The sequence below is a fragment of the Serratia sp. H402Y genome (genome assembly GCF_051172415.1).
GTDB classification, from domain to species: Bacteria; Pseudomonadota; Gammaproteobacteria; order Enterobacterales; family Enterobacteriaceae; genus Serratia; species Serratia ureilytica.
Genome location: NZ_JBPIYZ010000001.1, coordinates 2,690,676 through 2,712,326 on the forward strand (window position 1 = coordinate 2,690,676; position 21,651 = coordinate 2,712,326).

The window sequence follows — 21,651 nt, forward strand, 5'->3', positions numbered from 1 at the left end:
GTTTATTCACCCCTTATTGAGCGTTGTACAAAATGACCGCGGCGGTTGCCAGCAGGTTCAGCAGCGTCAGCGGCAGGCACACTTTCCAGCCGAAAGACATCACCTGGTCATAACGCGGACGCGGCAGCGCGGCGCGGATCAGGATGAACATCATCATGAAGAAGGCCGTTTTCAACGCGAACCAGATGAATGGCGGCAGGAACGGACCCTGCCAGCCGCCGAAGAACAACGTCACAATCAGGGCGGACACGGTGACGATACCGATGTATTCCCCCACGAAGAACAGACCGAACTTCATGCCGGAATATTCGATGTGGTAACCGTCAGCCAGTTCCTGTTCGGCTTCCGGCTGGTCAAACGGGTGACGGTGACACACCGCCACGCCGGCGATCGCGAAGGTCACGAAGCCGAAGAACTGCGGAATGACGTTCCAGACGTGCGCCTGCGATTCAACGATAGCCTGCATGTTGAACGAACCCGCCTGCATCACCACGCCCATCAGCGACAGGCCGATGAACACTTCGTAGCTCAGGGTTTGCGCGGAGGCACGCATCGCGCCCAACAGCGAGTATTTGTTGTTGCTCGACCAGCCGGCGAACAGCACGGCGTACACCGCCAGGCCGGCCATCATCAGGAAGAACAGAATACCGATGTTGAGATCGGACACCGCCCAGGTCGGGCTGACCGGTACGATGGCAAATGCCAGCAACAGGGAAGTAAAGGCGATCATCGGCGCCAGGGTGAAGATCACCCGGTCGGAGAATCTCGGCACCCAGTCTTCCTTGAAGAACATTTTGATCATGTCGGCGACCAGCTGCAGCGAGCCGCCCCAGCCTACGCGGTTCGGTCCGTAACGGTTCTGGAACAGGCCGAGCAGGCGGCGTTCGCCGAAGCTCATGAACGCCCCGCACGCCACGACCACCAACAGGATCACGACCGCTTTAAGAACGGCGATCAGAATGTCGATCACCTCAGGGGTAAACCAGCTCATCGTGCCGCCTCCCGCAGATTGTCTACCTTAGCACCCACCAGAATCGGCGGGATCCCTGGCAAGCCGAGCGGCAAACCAACCTGGCCCTGGGTCAGGGTTTCACTCAGACGCACCGGCAGACGCAAGGTCTGGCCCGCACAGCTGAACTCCACCAGGCTGCCCGCGTTGACGCCAAGCGTCGCCGCGTCGGCCGGGTTGACCATCACGTAGGCTTCCGGCATGCGCTGCTGGATCACGTGAGAGCGCTGCGACATTTCATCGCTGCCGAACAGGTGGTAGTAAGGCGCGACACGCCAGCCGTCGTTCGGATTGAAGGCGGCTGGCACGCGGTCGAAGTAACCGAGGCTGCCCTCCCCCGCTTCGATCAGGCGCACGCCCGGATCGCCGTGGCGCAGTTTGCCGCCCACTTCAGCCTGGAACTTGTTCCATGCCTGCGGTGAGTTCCAGCCTGGCGCCCAGGCGAACGGGATCTGCTGACGATCGGCCAGCGGGCTGTTGTTCCCTTCCATCGAGAAGGCGAACATGGTGTCTTTATCCTGCGGCTGACGCGGCTCGTGCACGCTGATATTGGCGCGCATGGCGGTACGGCCGCTGGAACGGTGCGGCGAACGCGCCAGCTTCTGACCGCGAATGCGGAAAGTCGCGTCCGGCGCGGCATCGACGATGCCCTGCAGCTGCGGCAACGCGGCGACGCAAGCGGCGATCACGTCATCGAGCTGAGTCCAATCCACATGGCGGCTGGTGTAGGTGGAGTGCAGCGAGTGCATCCAGCGCCAGCTTTCCAGCATCACGGTGAACTGATTCTTCTTGGCGTCGTCGTAGTAAGCCGGATCGTATACCTGGAAGAAGCGCTGCGCGCGGCCTTCCTGGTTGATCAGCGTACCGTCGCTCTCGGCAAAGCTGGCCGAGGAGAGGATCAGATTGGCTTTGTCCATGATCGCGGTGCGCTGGTGATCGGCGACGATCAGGTTGCTGACCTTGGCCAACGCTGCGTCCACCTGCGCCGCCGGCGCATGGCGATAGAGATCGTTTTCCATCACGATGGCGGTATCGGCTGCGCCGCTCGCCAGCTGTTCCAGCGCCTGATCGAGCGAACCGCCGCCGATCATCGCCAGGCCCATGCTGTTGGCGGCGCCCGCCACGAAGGTGATGCCGACGTCGGAACCGCGGCCCTTCAACGCTTTGGCGATGTTGGCCGCCGCTTCGATGATGGCTTCGCTGCCGGCGTTGCTGCCGGTAATGATCAGCGGTTTGCGTGCGCCGGTCAGCGCCTGCACGATGATGTCGACTTTCTTGTTCAGGCCTTCGGCCAGATCGTTCACCGCCGGCGCCGCGCTATCCAGCGCGTGCGCGATGGCGAAGCCGAAGCGCGCCTGCTCGTCAACCGGCGCGCGGTAGTTCCAGGCGGCGATGTCGTCCAGGCGGGTGTTGTCGACGTTGGTGGTGAACAGCGGGTACTTGGCGTGCTGGCCGATGTTCTGCACCGCCGCGATCTGCCAGTCGGCAACGCGCTGCGCCGCCGCCATCGCGCGGGCTTTACCCTTGACGGCCTGACGCACGGACAGCGCGATGCGCGCGCCGGTTTGCGTCAGGTCTTCGCCCAGCACCAGCACCGCGTCGTAATCTTCGATCTCACGCAGCGCCGGCGTATGAACGCCGCCGTTCTTCAGCACGTTCAGCATCAGCGCCAGGCGTGATTGCTCCGCCTGAGCGATACCGGTGTAGTAGTTCTCGGCGCCGACCAGCTCGCGCAGTGCGAAGTTGCTTTCCAGGCTGGCGCGCGGGGAGCCGATGCCGATGGTTTTCTTCGCCTGACGCAGGATGTCCGCCGCGCCCTGCATCGCCTGCTCGGCGTTCAGGGTGATCCAGTCGTCGCCGCGCAGCTGCTGCGGTTGACGCGGACGATCTTTCTGGTTGACGTAGCCGTAACCGAAACGGCCGCGGTCGCACAGGAAGTAGTGGTTCACGCTGCCGTTGTAACGGTTTTCGATACGGCGCAGCTCGCCATAGCGCTCGCCCGGGCTGGTGTTACAGCCGATGCTGCACTGCTGGCAAATGCTCGGCGCGAACTGCATGTCCCATTTACGGTTGTAGCGTTCGGAATGCGTTTTGTCGGTGAAGACGCCGGTCGGACACACTTCCACCAGGTTGCCGGAGAACTCGCTTTCCAGCGTGCCGCTTTCCGGGCGACCGAAGTAGACGTTGTCGTGCGCGCCGTACACGCCGAAGTCGGTGCCGTCCGCATAGTCTTTGTAGTAACGCACGCAGCGGTAGCAGGCGATGCAGCGGTTCATCTCGTGCGAGATAAACGGCCCCAGCTCCTGGTTGTTGTGGGTGCGCTTGGTGAAGCGGTAGCGACGGAAGCTGTGGCCGGTCATTACCGTCATATCCTGCAGGTGACAGTTACCGCCTTCCTCACAGACCGGGCAATCGTGCGGGTGGTTGGTCATCAACCACTCGACCACGCTTTCACGGAACTGCTTCGCTTCGCCGTCATCGATGGAGATGAAGGTGCCATCGGATGCCGGGGTCATACAGGACATCACCAAACGGCCGCGCGTATCTTCCGCGTTTTGGTATTGCTTTACCGCACATTGGCGGCAAGCGCCGACGCTTCCCAGCGCCGGATGCCAGCAAAAGTAAGGAATATCAAGGCCGAGGGAGAGACAAGCCTGCAGCAGGTTGTCCGCTCCGTCTACCTCATACTCTTTGCCGTCTACATGAATCGTAGCCATAGTCAGCATGCTTCCAAGTGGCCTGCCTTGCGGCAGGCGTTAATCAAAAATTCTGGCCGTGTTCGGGCGAGTCGGCTTACCAGCGTTGCTTCAGCAGATTGTTCGGCTGAATGCCGCCAATCGCATGCGCGTTGCCGAAGTGCTGCACGGCGATACCCGCCTCGAACTCTTCACGGAAATATTTAATCGCGCTTTGCAGTGGCTCTACGGCACCTGGCGCGTGGGCGCAGAAGGTTTTGCCCGGGCCGAGGGAACGGCACAGCTGTTCGAGGGTTTCGATATCCCCCGGCTGCCCTTCGCCGTTTTCCAACGCACGCAGGATCTTCACGCTCCACGGCAGGCCATCTCGGCAAGGCGTACACCAGCCGCAGGACTCGCGGGCGAAGAACTCTTCCAGGTTACGCACCAGCGGCACCATGCCGATCTCGTGGTCTACCGCCATCGCCAACGCGGTGCCGAGACGGCTGCCGGCTTTGCCGATCGCGCCGTATTCCATCGGCAGATCGAGGTGATCGGCGGTCAGGAAGTCGGTGCCCGCGCCGCCCGGCTGCCAGGCTTTGAAACGCAGACCGTCGCGCATGCCGCCGGCGTAATCTTCCAGGATTTCGCGCGCGGTGGTGCCGAACGGCAGCTCCCAGACGCCCGGATTTTTCACCCGGCCGGAGAAGCCCATCAGCTTGGTGCCTTTGTCTTCACTGCCGGAGATGCCGGTGTACCACTCCACGCCGTTCGCCAAAATGGCCGGCACGTTGCACAACGTTTCGACGTTGTTGACGCAGGTCGGCTTGCCCCAGACGCCGGCGCTGGCCGGGAATGGCGGCTTGGAACGCGGGTTGGCGCGGCGGCCTTCCAGCGAGTTGATCAGCGCGGTTTCTTCGCCGCAGATGTAACGGCCGGCGCCGGTGTGCACGATCAGCTCGAAATCAAACCCGGTGCCGAGAATGTTCTTGCCCAGATAGCCGGCTTCGGTGGCTTCCGCGATGGCGCGACGCAGGTGCGCCGCCGCTTCGATGTACTCGCCGCGCAGGAAGATGTACCCGCGGTAGGCTTTCAGCGCGAACGCGGAGATCAGCATGCCTTCCACCAGCAGGTGCGGCAGCTGCTCCATCAGCAGGCGGTCTTTATAGGTGCCCGGCTCCATCTCATCGGCGTTACACAGCAGGTAACGGATGTTCATGGATTCGTCCTTCGGCATCAGGCTCCACTTCAAACCGGTGGAGAAGCCCGCGCCGCCGCGGCCCTTCAGCCCGGAATCTTTCACCAGGCCGACGATCTCGTCCGGGGCCAGGCCTTTGAGGGCCTTCTCTGCGCCGGCATAGCCGTTTTTGCTGCGGTATTCGTCCAGCCACAGCGGCTGCTTGTCATCACGCAGACGCCAGGTCAGCGGATGCGTTTCGGGAGTGCGTACAATGTGCTTGGTCATTGATACTGCTCCAGTAGCGTCTCGATATCTTCAGGCTTCAGCTGACTGTGCGTGTCGTCATCAATCATCATGGTCGGCCCTTTATCGCAGTTGCCCAGACAGCAGGTCGGCAGCAGCGTGAAGCGGCCATCAAAGGTGGTTTGACCCGGTTTGATGTTCAGCTTCTTCTCGATAGCGGCCTGAATGCCCTGGTAACCGGTGATGTGACAAACAACGCTGTCACAATAACGGATCACGTGACGTCCTACTGGCTGACGGAAAATCTGGCTGTAGAACGTGGCCACGCCTTCTACGTCGCTGGCGGGGATGCCCAGCACTTCCGCGATGGCGTAAATCGCACCGTCCGGAACCCAGCCGCGCTGCTTCTGCACAATTTTCAGTGCTTCGATGGAAGCGGCGCGCGGATCCTCGTAATGGTGCTTTTCGTGCTCGATCGCATCACGTTCTTCCGCGCTCAGTACAAATGCATCAACGCCGCTCTGAGGAGCGGCTGCATTGATGGGCTCGAGCGCATCGTTGACTGCGTGATTGTCTTTTTGATCATGCATAGTTAGCGGTCCACATCTGACATTACAAAATCGATACTACCCAGATAGACGATCAGGTCGGAAACCAGGCTGCCTCGGATGACCGATGGGATCTGCTGCAGGTGCGCAAAGCTCGGCGTACGTACCCGGGTGCGGTAGCTCATGGTGCTGCCGTCGCTGGTCAGGTAGTAGCTGTTGATCCCTTTGGTGGCTTCAATCATCTGGAATGATTCGTTGGCTGGCATCACCGGGCCCCAGGAAACCTGCAGGAAGTGGGTGATCAGCGTTTCAATGTGCTGCAGCGTGCGCTCTTTCGGCGGCGGCGTGGTCAGCGGGTGATCGGCCTTGAACGGGCCTTCCGGCATATTGTTCAGGCACTGTTCGAGGATGCGCAGGCTCTGGCGCAGCTCTTCCACCTTCAGCATCACGCGGGTGTAGCAATCGCTGTTGCCGTCGCCGACCGGCACTTCGAAGTCGAAGTTCTCGTAGCCGGAGTACGGGCGCCATTTACGCACGTCGAACTCGACGCCGGTGGCGCGCAGACCGGCACCGGTCACGCCCCATTCCAGCGCTTCTTTGGCGTTGTAAGACGCGACGCCGATGGAACGGCCTTTCAGAATGCTGTTCTTCAGCGCCGCTTTCACGTAGGAATCCAGACGCTTCGGCATCCATTCGAGGAATTCACGCAGCAGGCGATCCCAGCCGCGCGGCAGATCGTGCGCGACGCCGCCGATACGGAACCAGGCCGGGTGCATACGGAAGCCGGTGATAGCTTCCACCAGATCGTAGATCTTCTGGCGGTCGGTAAAGGCGAAGAACACCGGGGTCATCGCGCCGACGTCCTGAATGAAGGTGGAGATGTACAGCAGGTGGCTGTTGATGCGGAACAGTTCGGACAGCATCACGCGAATGGTGTCAACGCGCTCCGGCACCTTGATGCCGGCCAGCTTTTCAACCGCCAGCACGTAAGGCATTTCGTTCACGCAGCCGCCGAGGTATTCGATGCGGTCGGTGTACGGAATGTAGCTGTGCCAGGATTGACGCTCGCCCATCTTCTCAGCGCCGCGGTGGTGATAACCGATATCCGGCACGCAGTCGACGATCTCTTCGCCGTCCAGCTGCAGAATGATGCGGAACGCACCGTGCGCAGACGGGTGGTTCGGGCCGAGGTTGAGGAACATGAAGTCTTCGTTCTCGGTGCCGCGCTTCATGCCCCAGTCTTCCGGCTTGAAGGTCAGCGCTTCCATCTCCAGATCTTCTTTCTGCTTGGTCAACACGAAAGGATCGAATTCGGTGGCGCGCGCCGGGTAGTCCTTGCGCAGCGGGTGCCCTTCCCAGGTCTGCGGCATCATGATGCGCGACAGGTGCGGGTGGCCGTCGAAGGTGATGCCGAACATTTCCCAGGTCTCGCGCTCATACCAGTTGGCGTTTGGGAACACCTTGGTGGCCGTCGGCACGTGCAGGTCTTTTTCAGACAGCGCCACCTTCAGCATGATGTCGCGGTTGCGCTCGATGGAAATCAGATGGTAGAAAACGGAGAAATCCGCAGCGGGCAGGCCGTCGCGGTGGGTGCGAAGACGTTCGTCCACGCCATGCAGATCGAACAGCATGACATACGGCTTCGGCTGTTTTCTCAGGAACGTCATTACTTCCAGTAACTGGTCAGGTTTAACCCATACCACGGGCATGCCGGTGCGGGTGGCCTGAACAGTAAAGGCTTCCGGCCCAAAACGGTTGCGCAGTTCGCCGATCACCGGGTCGTCAAGGTGATCTCGGGTCTGCCAGGCAGGCAAGGCGTCGTGCGTCGTCAAATCTGTCATAATTTTTTTTCACCACACTAAAGGGTTATTCGCCGCAAGTTTCACTTTTCGCTGTGTTAACCAATAGCGCACTAAGATGGACGTTAAATGAACGTCTTAAATCTCGTCAGGCGTCCGGAGGTTGGTCACCGCGATGCGCTCGCCGTGTTTACGCTCTCTTTCAGACTGCATATTGGCGCGGTAAACGCCCTGATCGCCGACAACCCACGACAGTGGGCGACGTTCTTTGCCGATGGATTCCTGCAGCAGCATCAGCGCTTGCATGTAGGCTTCCGGACGCGGTGGGCAGCCGGGAATGTACACGTCGACCGGCAGGAACTTGTCCACGCCCTGCACCACGGAATAGATGTCGTACATGCCGCCGGAGTTGGCGCAAGCGCCCATCGAGATCACCCACTTGGGTTCCAGCATCTGCTCGTACAGACGTTGGATGACCGGGGCCATCTTGGTGAAGCAGGTGCCGGCCACCACCATCAGGTCAGCCTGACGCGGGGAGGCGCGCAACACTTCCGCACCGAAACGCGCCACGTCGTGAACGGCGGTAAACGACGTCACCATCTCCACGTAACAGCACGAAAGGCCGAAGTTATACGGCCAAATAGAGTTTTTACGCCCCCAGTTCACCATGTCATGCAGCGCATGCTCGAGTTTACCCATGTAAACCGTGCGGTGGACCTGTTGTTCCAGGGGATCGGCGACGATCTCCTGTTTTTGCAGGGGATAACGGTCGTTCTCACCGTTCGGGTCTATGCGGGTGAGCGTATAGTCCATCTTAATGCCTCGCTGTTACTGCGGATGACTGTTGGTGTTAGTGATCGTGCTCGGTTTGCTGCGGCGTTGGGAACGCGCCGGAGTCCAATCCAACGCGCCGATGCGCACCAGATAAACCAGACCGGCCAATAGCACCAAAATGAAAATGGCGGCTTCGATAAAGCCTACCCAGCCGCTCTCGCGAATCGAGACCGACCAGGCATACAGGTATAAGGCTTCAACGTCGAAAATAACGAAGAACATGGCCACCAGGTAGAACTTGGCGGACAAACGCATGCGCGCCGTGCCGACCGAGTCGATGCCTGATTCAAACGGGGTGTGTTTGGCGCGCGCCCGGGCTCTCCCGCCCAAGAAGAACGCGCCCAGCAACATTAAGCCGCAGAGCCCGATAGCCACAACGAGAAATACGGCGAGCGCCCAGTGATGAGCGATAACTTCAGTGGTTGTTGACATACTCTATGCTTACTCATCAAAAGTGGCGTCGATCGCACTGCTCTTGTCACCGGCAGTTAGTGCGCCACATCGATTTAAGGGAAGGATAAATAACCACACAAACAAACTGCTTTTACAGCGAGTTAGGCAGCGTTTTTCTGTGGGCTTTTTACTCCTTTCTATAACCTTTTGTCAACTTTGACAAAAGTATCTACACACTAGTTTACATACGTATCATTTGATTAACATTTGATGCGCCAGGGACAGGCTAAATCGTGTCAGTTAATTTTTGTGTAGAAACAGATAGATATAAACCAACATGCACATTTCAGTTTTACTATACCATTGTCTCAGGAATTCCCTGTTCTTCCACTCACTACCTAGGGGTATTTTTTTGATCCAGGACACGTTTTCAGCATAAATCCTCAAAAAAAGTGTGGCCCTTTAACAATTTTCCTCAAATTGAGCCGCAAAAACGGCCGCTATAAGCTAACAAAATAACCCTGTTATTACCATGCCTTTAACCCATTCAATCTTATTGCTCAAAAAACGAACTTAGCGTATTAAACCCGGCCAAACTCTCTTTTCAGTAACGCTTAAAAGTTAAAAAACAGCCAACTCAACTAAAAAAACAAACCAAACACATATAAATACAATTTTAGGTAAAAAAAGGACAAAAAAAACCTCCGCCGAAGCAGAGGTTTTCATCAGATATCGCGCCGCAGCGTTATTCTTCTTCGTCCACCAGGCTGGCGTCATCCTGATCGCTCTGGAGACCGCCTTCCGCGCCGTTGAAGCCATAGCCGCCATTGCCGCCCTGCATCGCGCTGAAGATGGCCATCGCCAGCTCGTTGCTGCACTGCGCGTTTGTGCACAGCGCATACTGGGTATCCGGCAACGGCGGCAAACCTTCCGCCGCGCCCAGCACCCGCAGGTCAGGGCTCATCATCTCGATCGGCCGCGCGGTCACGCCCAGGCCGGCCTTGCAAGCCGCCCGCACCGCGGACAGCGTGGAAGCGACGTAGGCGATGCGCCACGGGATGCCGGCTTCGTCCAACTGCTTGATCGCCAGCGAACGGAACGGGCTTGGCTCGTCCATCACCACCAGCGGGATCGGCTCGCCGGCCTGGTAATGATAATCGGCGGCGCAGTACCACAACGTCGGCGACGTGCGCAGCACGATGTGCGGATGCCCTTCGGGATCGGCCGTGGTCACCGCCAGATCGATCTCGCCCTCCTCCAGCAGATCGACCATCGTCGTGCTGCGCTTCACGCGCACGTCAATAGCCAGCTTCGGATAGATGGCGGTTACGCGGTTCAGCAGGAAAGGCAGAATGGTATCGGCGGTGTCGTCGGAAGCGCCGATGGTCAGAACACCTTTAATATTGTTGTACATCAGAGAGGTACAGGCTTCATCGTTAAAGCGCAGGATTTTTCTGGCATAACCGAGAAGCTGAATACCATGCTCAGTCAGAAGTTTGTTGCGCCCATGGCGGGCAAACAGTTCTTTGCCGACCAGTTGCTCTAATCGCTGCATTTGTTGGCTGACGGCTGATTGAGTACGGCAAACGGCGACAGCCGCCGCTGCGAAAGTATTCAAATCAGCAACCGCAACAAAGGTTCTTAGCAGATCGAGGTCGAGATTAAGTATCGGACGATTTGCAGTTGTCATAGTGTATTCTTCACTTTTTTAAATTCTAATTTACGAACTACTACCCTGGTGTGTTTCTCAGACGCCGTTGAAAAAGGACGGAGCCTGTTATGACAGTACCCCACTCATAAGTGGAGGGCAAAAAAATTACTTATGATTCGTTACCTCTATCGCTTTTTGAAATGCGATCTATCGATGCTGCTTATAGAACGCGGGGGACTAAATGCCGGCATACGGGGAAAACCCCCACCGGGCCTGAGATTTTACTCATTCATACTGCCTAATTTCCACTCCATTCGTGCTACTGATAACCCTTATCAACTGGCGTTCAGACTGCATTTACGAGCAAGAAATATAAATAATTAACGGCACCGACTTCGTATCACCACGCAATGAATTTAATAAATTCAATCAGTAAGATTTTTACTTTAAATAATATTCTCATAACCACATAAACAATGCTTAAGATAAAATATAAAGTAAAGCTTATGTAAATATGCCATTTTTCTTAGTGTGGTGTGTCATCTGACAACCCGCTATCAGACAACTCCGGTATTATCGTTCCTTTACAGTTACTGAAAACCATTCTCCCTTATGGCTTATCAGTTCTCCACACCCAGGCGCTGACGCCAGCGCGTCGCGTTGAACGACGCTCGATTTCACAGAACAAAACCCTAGTAAAATTATAGTTCATGAAATTATGAACCACAAAATAACTTTACCTTTGCTTATCATAACTAAAATCCCCCGTTACGACATGCATTTGCACCAAAGGCGTGCAAAACCCTTCAAAAGCAACTACGCCAGGAGTACATTGGGCGGGTTGCGGCGTCCCACGGTAGGAGCGCCCCTATCCCAGCAAAAGGCTCAACTTTTTATGTCCCCCATTGAGAAATCCAGCAAACTGGACAACGTCTGCTATGACATTCGCGGCCCGGTGCTTAAAGAAGCTAAACGTCTTGAAGAAGAAGGCAATAAAGTCCTGAAACTGAACATCGGCAACCCTGCCCCGTTCGGCTTCGACGCCCCGGACGAAATCCTGGTCGACGTGATCCGCAATCTGCCCACGGCGCAAGGCTACTCCGATTCCAAAGGCCTCTTCTCGGCGCGTAAAGCGATCATGCAGCACTATCAGGCGCGCAACATGCGTGACGTGACCGTTGAGGATATCTACATTGGCAACGGCGTCTCCGAGCTGATCGTTCAGTCCATGCAGGCGCTGCTCAACAGCGGCGACGAAATGCTGGTGCCGGCGCCGGACTATCCGCTGTGGACCGCCGCAGTATCGCTGTCCGGCGGCAAGGCCGTACATTACCTGTGCGATGAGCAGGCCGGCTGGTTCCCGGATCTGGACGACATCATCAGCAAGATCACCCCGCGCACCCGCGGCATCGTGATCATCAACCCGAACAACCCGACCGGTGCGGTCTACAGCAAAGCGCTGCTTGAGCAGATCGTCGAGATCGCCCGTCAACACAACCTGATCATCTTCGCCGACGAGATCTACGACAAGATCCTGTACGACGAAGCAGAGCACCACTCTATCGCCGCGCTGGCGCCGGATCTGCTGACCGTGACCTTCAACGGCCTGTCGAAGACCTACCGCGTGGCGGGTTTCCGCCAGGGCTGGATGGTGCTGAACGGGCCGAAAAAGCACGCCAAAGGCTATATCGAAGGGCTGGAGATGCTGGCTTCGATGCGCCTGTGCGCCAACGTGCCGATGCAGCACGCGATTCAGACCGCGCTGGGCGGTTATCAGAGCATCAGCGAATTCATTCAGCCCGGCGGCCGCCTGTACGAACAGCGCAACCGCACCTGGGAATTGCTCAACGACATCCCGGGTGTCTCTTGCGTGAAGCCGCAGGGCGCGTTGTACATGTTCCCGCGCATCGATGCCAAACGCTTCAACATCCATGACGACCAGAAGCTGGTGCTGGATCTGTTGCTGCAGGAAAAAGTGCTGCTGGTGCAGGGCTCCGCGTTCAACTGGCCTTACCCCGATCACGTGCGCATCGTCACCCTGCCGCGCGTAGACGAACTGGAAATGGCGGTCGGCAAGCTGGGCCGCTTCCTGGAAGGCTATCATCAATAATCATCAGGGGCGCAGCGCCTCGCTGCGCCCTTCCCTCACAGCCCGGTTGCAAAATTCGCCGACACTGCTTCACAATGGGGCCCTCACTTGCCGTTAAAGAGAGCACCATGAGTCAGAGCCATTTCTTCGCCCATCTGTCCCGCCTGAAACTGATCAACCGCTGGCCGCTGATGCGCAACGTGCGCACCGAGAACGTCTCCGAACACAGTCTGCAGGTGGCCTTTGTCGCCCACGCGTTGGCGGTGATCAAGAACCGCAAATTCAACGGCAACCTCAACGCCGACCGCGTTGCGCTGTTGGCGATGTACCATGACGCCAGCGAAGTGATCACCGGCGACATGCCGACGCCGATCAAATACTACAATCCGCAGATCGCCCATGAGTACAAGAAGATCGAAAAGATCGCCCAGCAAAAGCTGCTGGACATGATCCCGGCGGAGCTGCGCAACGATTTTCGCACCATTCTCGATGAGCATTATTACAGCGAAGATGAAAAGCAGGTGGTGAAGCAGGCTGACGCGCTGTGCGCCTACCTGAAATGCCTGGAAGAGCTGTCTGCCGGCAACAACGAATTCACCCTGGCCAAGGCGAGGCTGGATAAAACCCTGGAACAGCGCCGCAGCCCGGAGATGGACTACTTCATGGAAGTGTTCATTCCCAGCTTCAGCCTGTCGCTGGACGAAATCAGCCTCGACAGTTCGCTGTAACCCCGCCGGCGCAGCCTCGCTGCGCCGTTAAAAACCGTAGAGCCACGGCACCACAATCACGCTGACCGCCATCACCAGCAGGGTGAACGGCACGCCGAGACGCACGAAATCGCCGAACTTGTAATTGCCCGGCCCCAGCACCAGCGTGTTGACCGGTGAAGAGACCGGCGTCATAAAGGCGGCGGACGCGGCGATGGCGATAATCATCGCGAACGGGTATGGCGAGACGCCCATTTCGCGCGCGGCGGCGATGGCGATCGGCGCCATCAGCACCGCCGTCGCGGTGTTGGAAATAAACAGCCCGATAGTCGCGCACAAGACGAACAGGCACAGCAGCATCACGCGCGGCCCCGCCCCGCCGGCGACATCCATCAGCCCGCTGACGATCAGACTGACCCCGCCGGTCTTTTGCAGCGCCTGCGCGAACGGCATCATGCCGACGATCAAAATGATGCTCGGCCAATGGATCGATTTATAAGCGCTCTCCATGTCGATACAGCGGAATTTGCCCATCAGCAAACAGGCGATCAGCGCCGCGATCGGGTTGGGGATTTCGTCGGTCAGCATCATCGCCACCATCAACGCCAGGCAAAACAGCGCGTGCGGCGCCTGCGTGATGGCCGGCGCCACTTCGTCCACTTCGGCCGGCAAGTTGAGCACGATAAAGTCATGGGTTTTGGCCTGCAGTTGACGGATCGCCTTCCAGTCGCCGATCACCAGCAAAATGTCGCCCAGCTCCAGCGGCTCGTCCACCAGTTTGCCGCCGAGCGTCTCGCCGTGGCGGCGGATGCCCACCACGTTCAGATCGTAGCGGCTGCGGAACGCCGCTTCGCGCAGGCTTTTGCCCAGCAGCGCCGAGTCAGGGATCAGCGAGACCTCCGCCATGCCGACGTTGCGCGACTGTTCCGAGAAGTAATCGCCGCGCAGCACCATCGGCTCCAGCCGCTGTTCGCCGCAGAATTCGCGCAGATCGATCTGGCTGTCCGACATGTCGATCAAGAGAACGTCACCCTCGCGCAGCTCGGTGCTGCCGGAGGCGCTGACCATCACCCGCCGAAAGCGTTTCCAGCGTTCGATGCCCACCACGTTGGCGCCGTAGCGCGCACGCAGGTGCAGTTCATCCAGCGAACGCCCAATCAGCGGCGAAGCGCTGCGGACAGCCAGCCGCCGCGCGCGGCCGGTCAGTCTGTAATCGCGGATCAGATCGCGGAAGGTGCGGCGCTGCCAGCCGTCGCCGGCTTTGCCCGTGTCACCGCTGCCCAGCCAACGCCGGGCGATCAGCATGTAGCCGACCCCCAGCGCCAGCACCACCAGGCCGATCGGCGTCACGCTGAAGAAACCGAAACCATGGATGCCTTCGCGCACCAGCTCGCTGTTGACCACCATATTGGGTGGCGTGGCCACCAACGTCATCATGCCGCTGATAAGCCCGGCAAAGCTGAGCGGCATCATCAGCCGCCCCGGCGCGATCTTCATTCTGGCCGTCACGCTGAGCACCACCGGGATAAAGATCGCCACCACGCCGGTCGAGCTCATAAATGCCCCCAGCCCGGCGACCGTCACCATCAGCAGCATCAACATTTTGGTTTCGCTGCTGCCGGCCACTTTCACCAACCAGTCGCCCACCTGATAGGCCACCCCGGTGCGTACCAACCCTTCGCCGATCACGAACAGCGCGGCGATCAGAATCACGTTGGGATCGCTGAACCCGACCGTCGCCTCCTGCAGGCTGAGCGTGCCGCTCAGCACGAAGGCGATGATCACCAACAGCGCCACCACGTCCATGCGCAGCTTGTTGGTGGTAAACAGCACGATGGCAATCAGCAGTAAACTCAGCACCCACAGTAATTCGCTGTTCAAAACGGCCTCATCCGGCAAATGTCCAAGGGCTTAAAAAATAGCATAAAAAAACCCCGCAAAGGCGGGGTCTAATCAATTAGGGTGAAGATAATGCCACTCAGGCCAGTAGGCGAACGATCGCGCCCTGCGCCGTTTTATCAACGGCGATCTGCGCCAGCGAATCCAGCCGCAGGTCAACCTGCTCCAGCTTCGGCGCGTCGGCCGGGGCGTTGACCGCAATCACCTGGCAGCCCGCCGCCAGCCCCGAAAGAATGCCGGCCGGCGCGTCTTCAACCACCACGCACTCGTGCGGCGCCAGCCCCAGACGTTCGGCGCCCAGCAGGTAGGCATCGGGCTGAGGCTTGCCGTGTTTAACCTGCTCGGCGGTGATGAACACCGCCGGCTGCGGCAAACCGCCGGCCTGGCGGCGAGCGCCGGCTACCGGCACCGAACCGGAGGTGACGATCGCCCAAGGGATGCCGAGCGCGTTCAGGCGCTCCAACAACGCGATGGCGCCCGGCAGCGCGCGAACGCCTTCGGTATCCTGCGCTTCCACCTGCTCCAGCAGTTGGAACTCGCGCTGAATTTCCGCTTCGCTTTCACCCGGCATAAAGTGGCGCAGAGAAGTAATGGCCTGTTTACCGTGAATGAAGTCCAGCACCGCTTGCGGATCGACGCCGCGGCGCTCGGCCCAGTGCGTCCAGGCGCGCTCTACCGCCGGCAGCGAATCCACCAGGGTGCCATCAAGATCGAACAGAAAACCCTTACACTCCACAGAAAACCTCTTTTTAATCAAGCATTGATGATTTGCGCTATCTCAACGGCGCTCAAGTGATACTGGCGCGGGCAGGCCAGCCAGATCGCCAGCATACGCTGGTATTTTTCCCACATTTTGGTCTGGGCGTTGAAACCGTGGCTGCCGGAATCGAAGTGAGTATAGCGCCCCTCGGTGTTGACCAGGAAACGCACATAGCTCAGGTAGCGCGCCTCGGTGGCGGCGTCGAAGCCGAGAAACGCCAGGCGGCGCTCGTCCAGCCCCTGCTTCTCTTTCAGATTGCCCCAGGAAACCTGCAGCGCATGGTGCATCTCCATCACGTTGATGATGGTGCGGCATACCTCTTCGCTCAGTTCACCAAAGTCACGATCCAGCTCGCGCATTTGCAAACCGAAGCCGCGTTCGACGATGGTTTGCAACCGGCGATAACGATCGCTGTTGTCCGGATCGAGTAGCGTCATCATCTTGTACTGATTCGACAGGATCAGGCGCTGGGCATGGGTCATTTCCATCAGGATTTCCTCATTTCTGTATGATGGCGGGAGCATCGCACAGCGCAAGAACGCAGGAAATCACAACTCGACCGTTCTTTGATTTAAACCGGGGTTATTGGCGCTTTCACGAGAAAGGCCGCATCAGCGCGGCCTTTTCATTACAGATCGTCGAGGAAGGTTTTATCCAACTGCTTGAAGGCGCGCTTAAGCAGATCGGCCAGCGTCTGATAGGTGGGCGTGCCCTCGAGCGGCGCCACCGCCTGCCCGGCTTCCGTCAGCTTGTTGCGCACCTCATGGAACCATTGCAGCAGCGTCGGCGGCAGCGGCGTAACAGAACGGCGCCCCAGCCACCACAAGCCCTGCATCGGCAGGCTGCAGGCGAACAGCGCGGTGGCGATAGCCGGGCCGAGCTGGCCGCCCAGCGCGATCTGCCAGGTCAGCGTGAAAATCGCCAACGGCGGCATGAAACGGATAGCGAAACGGGTGGCACGCGCAACGCGGTTCTCCGGAAAGACCGGTGTCAGACGTTTGTCTGACGGCCAGGTTTTCATATAATGCTGCCCGCGCTGGAAGACCTGAAACCAGCTTACGGAACCGGACGGTTTGCTCGTCATTGCGTACCTCAACGTCACGTAAAGAAACTAAAAGCGTGCTGCCAGAGCCCATACTAAAAAATTTGAAGCTTTAAATTTATTTTGTGTTTGCACCGGGCTATCGGTATCCTAAGCCGGCCTTGTGGCCGGTAGAAGATGACGTAAATTTTGTCAACTTTTAGCCCTATAAAAATCAAGATTATTTAAACCGCAGAGAAATCATCGGTTTTTCCATCATCCTGTGATTTGTGCACTTCACATGATGTTAATCATAAATGTCATCGGCACTATGCGCTACGCTTGTTGTCTGATTGACGATTAATTCACCACGTGTGTTCGATTTTCTTTTAACAACACGACTATTTAAGTAGGTACTTCCATGTCGAGTAAGCTAGTACTGGTTCTTAACTGCGGCAGTTCTTCTCTGAAATTCGCCATCATCGATGCCGTTAACGGCGACGAATTCCTCTCCGGTTTGGCCGAGTGTTTCCACCTGCCTGAAGCTCGCATCAAGTGGAAAATGGACGGCGCCAAACACGAAGCTGCCCTGGGGGCCGGCGCTGCACACAGCGAAGCGCTGAACTTCATTGTTAATACTATTCTGGCACAAAAACCAGAGCTTTCTGCGCAGCTGACCGCTATCGGCCACCGCATCGTGCACGGCGGCGAGAAGTTCACCGCTTCCGCCGTGATCAACGACGAAGTTCTGCAGGGTATCAAAGATTCCGTGCCGTTTGCACCACTGCACAACCCGGCTCACCTGATCGGCATCGCGGAAGCGCTGAAATCCTTCCCTCACTTGGCTGACAAGAACGTTGCCGTGTTCGACACCGCGTTCCACCAGACCATGCCGGAAGAATCTTACCTGTACGCCCTGCCGTACAGCCTGTACCGCGACCACGGCGTTCGCCGCTACGGCGCACACGGCACCAGCCACTTCTACGTGACTCAAGAAGCCGCGAAGATGCTGAACAAGCCGGTGGAAGAAGTGAACGTAATCACTTGCCACCTGGGCAACGGCGGCTCCGTCACCGCAGTGCGCAACGGCCAGTGCGTTGACACCTCCATGGGTCTGACCCCGCTGGAAGGCCTGGTGATGGGCACCCGCAGCGGTGACATCGATCCGGCTATCATCTTCCACCTGCACGATTCTCTGGGCATGAGCGTTGACCAGATCAACAAGATGCTGACCAAAGAATCCGGCCTGCTGGGCCTGACCGAAGTCACCAGCGACTGCCGTTACGTTGAAGACAACTACGACAGCAAAGCCGACGCCAAACGTGCCATGGACGTGTTCTGCCACCGTCTGGCCAAATACGTCGGTGCCTACAGCGCGCTGATGGAAGGCCGTCTGGACGCGGTGATCTTCACCGGCGGCATCGGCGAGAACGCCGGCATGGTGCGTGAGCTGACCCTGAACAAACTGGGCCTGCTGGGCTTCGAAATCGACCACGACCGCAACATGGCCGCTCGCTTCGGCAAATCCGGCACCATCACCAAAGACGGCAGCCGCCTGGCGCTGGTGATCCCGACCAACGAAGAGTTGGTCATCGCGCAGGACGCATCCCGCCTGACCGCGTAATGCTCTCAAAACACCGTCAGCCCAGGCTGACGGTGTTGTTTTAGCCTCATGTTAATCGTGAAGAGGACTATTCTGTGTCACGTACTATTATGTTGATCCCCACCGGCACCAGCGTCGGCCTGACCAGCGTCAGCCTGGGTGTCATCCGCTCCATGGAGCAAAAAGGCGTTCGTCTGAGCGTGTTCAAACCTATCGCTCAACCGCGCACCGGCGACAACGCACTCGACCAGACCACCACCATCATCCGCAGCAACTCCACCATTCCGGCGGCCGAACCGCTGCGCATGGACTACGTTGAGGGCCTGCTGAGCTCCAACCAGCAAGACGTGCTGATGGAAGAGATCGTGGCGCGTTACCACGAGAACACCAAAGACGCGGAAGTGGTGCTGATCGAAGGCCTGGTGCCAACCCGCAAGCATCAGTTCGCCAACGCGCTGAACTACGAGATCGCCAAAACCCTGAACGCCGAGATCGTCTTCGTGCTGGCGCTGGGCAACGACTCCCCGGCGCAGCTGAAAGAGCGCATCGAACTGGCGCGCACCAGCTTCGGCGGCAGCAAGAACAAAAACATCACCGGCGTTATCATCAACAAGCTGAACGCGCCGGTCGACGATCAGGGCCGCACCCGTCCTGACCTGTCCGAAATCTTCGACGACTCCACCAAGGCCAGCATCGCCCACGTCGATCCTGCACAGCTGTTCGCCAACAGCCCACTGCCGGTTCTGGGCTGCGTGCCGTGGAGTTTCGATCTGATCGCCACCCGCGCCATCGACATGGCTCGCCACCTGAAGGCCCGCGTGGTCAACGAAGGCGACATCATGACCCGCCGCGTGAAGTCCGTGACTTTCTGTGCGCGCAGCATCCCACACATGCTGGAACACTTCCGCCCAGGCTCCCTGCTGGTGACCTCCGCAGACCGCCCTGACGTGCTGGTCTCCGCCTGCCTGGCCGCGATGAACGGCGTGGAAATCGGCGCCATCCTGCTGACCGGCGGCTACGCCATCGACGAGCCGATCAAGAAGCTGTGCGAACGCGCCTTCCAAACCGGCCTGCCGGTGTTCATGGTTGATACCAACACCTGGCAAACCTCGCTGAGTCTGCAGAGCTTCAACCTCGAAGTGCCGGCGGACGACCACCAGCGCATCGAGAAAGTGCAGAACTACGTGGCCAGCCACATCAGCACCGAGTGGATCGACTCGCTGACCGCTACCTCTGAGCGTTCACGCCGCCTGTCTCCACCGGCGTTCCGTTACGAACTGACCGAGCTGGCGCGTAAAGCCGGCAAGCGCATCGTGCTGCCGGAAGGCGACGAGCCGCGCACCGTGAAAGCGGCGGCCATCTGCGCCGAACGCGGCATCGCGGAATGCGTGCTGCTCGGCAACCCGGACGAGATCCAGCGCGTCGCGGCAGCCCAAGGCGTTGAGCTGGGCAAAGGCATCGAAATCGTCGATCCGGTCGCCGTGCGTGAAAACTACGTGCCGCGTCTGGTTGAGCTGCGTAAGAGCAAGGGCATGACCGAAGTGGTCGCGCGCGAGCAGCTGGAAGACAACGTGGTGCTCGGCACCCTGATGCTGGAACAAGGCGAAGTCGACGGCCTGGTCTCCGGTGCGGTTCACACCACCGCCAACACCATCCGTCCGCCGTTGCAGCTGATCAAAACCGCACCGGGCAGCTCGCTGGTGTCCTCCGTGTTCTTCATGCTGCTGCCTGACCAGGTACTGGTCTACGGCGACTGCGCGATCAACCCGGATCCGACCGCCGAGCAGCTGTCTGAAATCGCCATCCAGTCTGCGGATTCCGCCGCGGCCTTCGGCATCGAGCCGCGCGTGGCGATGATCTCCTACTCCACCGGCAACTCCGGTGCGGGCAGCGACGTAGAGAAAGTGCGCGAAGCGACCCGTCTGGCGCAGGAAAAACGCCCGGATTTGATCATCGACGGCCCGCTGCAGTACGACGCCGCCATCATGGCCGACGTCGCCAAGTCCAAGGCGCCGAACTCACCGGTGGCCGGCCAGGCGACCGTGTTCATCTTCCCGGATCTGAACACCGGCAACACCACCTACAAAGCGGTACAGCGCTCCGCTGACCTGGTCTCCATCGGGCCGATGCTGCAAGGCATGCGCAAGCCGGTGAACGACCTGTCGCGCGGCGCACTGGTTGACGATATCGTCTACACCGTCGCGCTGACGGCGATCCAGTCTTCCCAGGCTGACGCTGCCGCCGCCAAGGCGTAATAAACCGTTAAAAAAAGCCAGTCAGGTAATCCTGACTGGCTTTTTTATGCCTGATATTCTTGATGATGATGCTGTTTTAGACAATACCCGCCAAATCCGCAGCACCCACCATCATCGCCAAGCGCTGACGCCCCGTGCAGAAAAATCAATGGTAGGCATGATGGGGGTTTGGCTGTTCGTGGCATAGAAAAATGCCGAATTCGTAAAGGAATACACCTTCCCGGAAAAATTGATGGTGACGCGGTTGCCCTCGCCGCGGATAGTTGCATCAGCCCGATCCGCCGTCAAAATTGGCGCGCTTTGACTCAGCACGTTGATAGGGTCGCCATCCAAGCTTCCGTTCAAATAGTAACGATACACATCCGTGTCGGTGGCCCCCGCATTCTGGTACTCGGTGACATAGAGCCAAATCTCGTCGGTCAACTGCTTTTTGCTGTAGAGCTTATCGTCATAAGTCGCGCGGGTGGCATACCAATACCCCGCAAAGCCAACGACAATAACCAACAAAACCGTCGTCAATAGCCGATGAGCCCATTTAGTAACCATGCCGAGTTGCATAATCAATTCCTTGTTTGATCCAATATTGATCCCGAGGGTCATCACCATACGGCGGGCGTTGATACCAATGACTCCATTCTAACCGCGATGTTCCTGCACGTGACTGAGCAAATCCAGCGCCCATCAACAAAATATCTGCGGGAATTCCAGCCGCGGTACCGGTTGCACCATAATTGAAATTACCAAAGTTAGCCAAGGCGCGATTTTGCTGTTTGTAATCCCAGGGGCCCCGATTTTTTACCTGATGGTAGAACCAATAGTAAGTACCAGGCAACGCCATGTTGCGCGGTTGCCCCTGCCTGCGCGCCTCGCGCAAGTTTCTGGCAAGAACAGTAAAACCGCCTGGCGGCAGTAATGGAACCACGGCCATAATCTCCTCCTTGAGAGCCGAATGTAATTTATGGTGCAGAAACCCAACGGCACTCTC

The 21,651-nt window shown here is 58.4% G+C and carries 18 protein-coding genes; 4 read left to right on the plus strand and 14 right to left on the minus strand.

All coding sequences use genetic code 11. The annotated features are described in order from the left end of the window. Positions 1 to 13: 13 nt before the first annotated feature. The 8 genes from nuoH to lrhA form a co-directional block, all read right to left on the minus strand. Positions 14 to 991 carry an NADH-quinone oxidoreductase subunit NuoH gene (gene nuoH, locus ACSBQS_RS12980; protein ID WP_033643858.1) on the minus strand — a complete coding sequence of 326 codons (978 nt, stop codon included), beginning with the start codon at positions 989 to 991 and terminating at the stop codon, positions 14 to 16. Then, positions 988 to 3,726 carry an NADH-quinone oxidoreductase subunit NuoG gene (gene nuoG / locus ACSBQS_RS12985; protein WP_080301931.1) on the minus strand — a complete coding sequence of 913 codons (2,739 nt, stop codon included), beginning with the start codon at positions 3,724 to 3,726 and terminating at the stop codon, positions 988 to 990. Before nuoG ends, nuoH begins: the two co-directional genes overlap by 4 nt. 76 nt (positions 3,727 to 3,802) lie before the next feature. Then, positions 3,803 to 5,149, minus strand: coding sequence for an NADH-quinone oxidoreductase subunit NuoF (gene nuoF / locus ACSBQS_RS12990; protein WP_015378579.1), 1,347 nt, complete (start codon positions 5,147 to 5,149; stop codon positions 3,803 to 3,805). Beyond that, positions 5,146 to 5,697, minus strand: a complete 552-nt coding sequence (gene nuoE / locus ACSBQS_RS12995) for an NADH-quinone oxidoreductase subunit NuoE (RefSeq protein WP_015378580.1) — start codon at positions 5,695 to 5,697, stop codon at positions 5,146 to 5,148. The genes nuoF and nuoE overlap by 4 nt, the downstream gene beginning before the upstream one ends. 2 nt (positions 5,698 to 5,699) lie before the next feature. Next, the gene (nuoC, locus tag ACSBQS_RS13000) at positions 5,700 to 7,496 is read right to left on the minus strand and encodes an NADH-quinone oxidoreductase subunit C/D (protein WP_033651942.1); all 1,797 of its coding nucleotides are present in this window, start codon (positions 7,494 to 7,496) and stop codon (positions 5,700 to 5,702) included. 96 nt (positions 7,497 to 7,592) lie between these two features. Continuing rightward, positions 7,593 to 8,267 carry a NuoB/complex I 20 kDa subunit family protein gene (locus tag ACSBQS_RS13005; protein ID WP_004936039.1) on the minus strand — a complete coding sequence of 225 codons (675 nt, stop codon included), beginning with the start codon at positions 8,265 to 8,267 and terminating at the stop codon, positions 7,593 to 7,595. Positions 8,268 to 8,282: 15 nt separating this feature from the next. Beyond that, positions 8,283 to 8,720 (minus strand): NADH-quinone oxidoreductase subunit NuoA, encoded by a 438-nt coding sequence (nuoA, locus tag ACSBQS_RS13010; RefSeq protein WP_004936040.1) that lies wholly within the window; start codon positions 8,718 to 8,720, stop codon positions 8,283 to 8,285. A 706-nt stretch (positions 8,721 to 9,426) separates the two neighbouring features. Continuing rightward, positions 9,427 to 10,371 (minus strand): transcriptional regulator LrhA, encoded by a 945-nt coding sequence (lrhA, locus tag ACSBQS_RS13015; RefSeq protein ID WP_047025302.1) that lies wholly within the window; start codon positions 10,369 to 10,371, stop codon positions 9,427 to 9,429. Between the two features lie 856 nt (positions 10,372 to 11,227). Here lrhA and ACSBQS_RS13020 point away from each other — a divergent pair. Continuing rightward, a complete protein-coding gene (locus tag ACSBQS_RS13020) occupies positions 11,228 to 12,442 on the plus strand; it encodes a pyridoxal phosphate-dependent aminotransferase (protein WP_019453720.1) in 1,215 nt (404 codons plus the stop codon). A 107-nt stretch (positions 12,443 to 12,549) separates the two neighbouring features. Further along, a complete protein-coding gene (yfbR, locus tag ACSBQS_RS13025) occupies positions 12,550 to 13,149 on the plus strand; it encodes a 5'-deoxynucleotidase (protein WP_015378582.1) in 600 nt (199 codons plus the stop codon). Between the two features lie 27 nt (positions 13,150 to 13,176). On the opposite strand, the gene ACSBQS_RS13030 is transcribed toward yfbR, so the two are convergent. From ACSBQS_RS13030 to yfbV, 4 genes are all read right to left on the minus strand, one after another. Then, on the minus strand, positions 13,177 to 15,009 hold the full coding sequence (locus ACSBQS_RS13030) for an SLC13 family permease (RefSeq protein ID WP_033643862.1): 1,833 nt from the start codon (positions 15,007 to 15,009) through the stop codon (positions 13,177 to 13,179). Between the two features lie 97 nt (positions 15,010 to 15,106). Next, positions 15,107 to 15,763, minus strand: coding sequence for a sugar phosphatase (locus ACSBQS_RS13035; RefSeq protein WP_033643863.1), 657 nt, complete (start codon positions 15,761 to 15,763; stop codon positions 15,107 to 15,109). Positions 15,764 to 15,780: 17 nt separating this feature from the next. Beyond that, positions 15,781 to 16,275 (minus strand): YfbU family protein, encoded by a 495-nt coding sequence (locus ACSBQS_RS13040; RefSeq protein WP_033643864.1) that lies wholly within the window; start codon positions 16,273 to 16,275, stop codon positions 15,781 to 15,783. A gap of 140 nt (positions 16,276 to 16,415) precedes the next feature. Further along, positions 16,416 to 16,871 carry a terminus macrodomain insulation protein YfbV gene (gene yfbV / locus ACSBQS_RS13045; RefSeq protein ID WP_434990741.1) on the minus strand — a complete coding sequence of 152 codons (456 nt, stop codon included), beginning with the start codon at positions 16,869 to 16,871 and terminating at the stop codon, positions 16,416 to 16,418. A 358-nt stretch (positions 16,872 to 17,229) separates the two neighbouring features. On the opposite strand from yfbV, the gene ackA reads away from it, so the two are divergent. Next, positions 17,230 to 18,432, plus strand: coding sequence for an acetate kinase (ackA, locus tag ACSBQS_RS13050; RefSeq protein ID WP_434990742.1), 1,203 nt, complete (start codon positions 17,230 to 17,232; stop codon positions 18,430 to 18,432). 74 nt (positions 18,433 to 18,506) lie between these two features. Beyond that, complete coding sequence (gene pta, locus ACSBQS_RS13055; RefSeq protein ID WP_004936066.1) at positions 18,507 to 20,666, plus strand: phosphate acetyltransferase; 2,160 nt, start codon at positions 18,507 to 18,509, stop codon at positions 20,664 to 20,666. 111 nt (positions 20,667 to 20,777) lie between these two features. Here pta and ACSBQS_RS13060 read toward each other — a convergent pair whose 3' ends face one another. Further along, a complete protein-coding gene (locus tag ACSBQS_RS13060; RefSeq protein WP_047025468.1) occupies positions 20,778 to 21,224 on the minus strand; it encodes a hypothetical protein in 447 nt (148 codons plus the stop codon). Beyond that, positions 21,202 to 21,594, minus strand: a complete 393-nt coding sequence (locus ACSBQS_RS13065; protein ID WP_071997811.1) for a polymorphic toxin type 44 domain-containing protein — start codon at positions 21,592 to 21,594, stop codon at positions 21,202 to 21,204. Before ACSBQS_RS13065 ends, ACSBQS_RS13060 begins: the two co-directional genes overlap by 23 nt. Between the last annotated feature and the right edge of the window lie 57 nt (positions 21,595 to 21,651).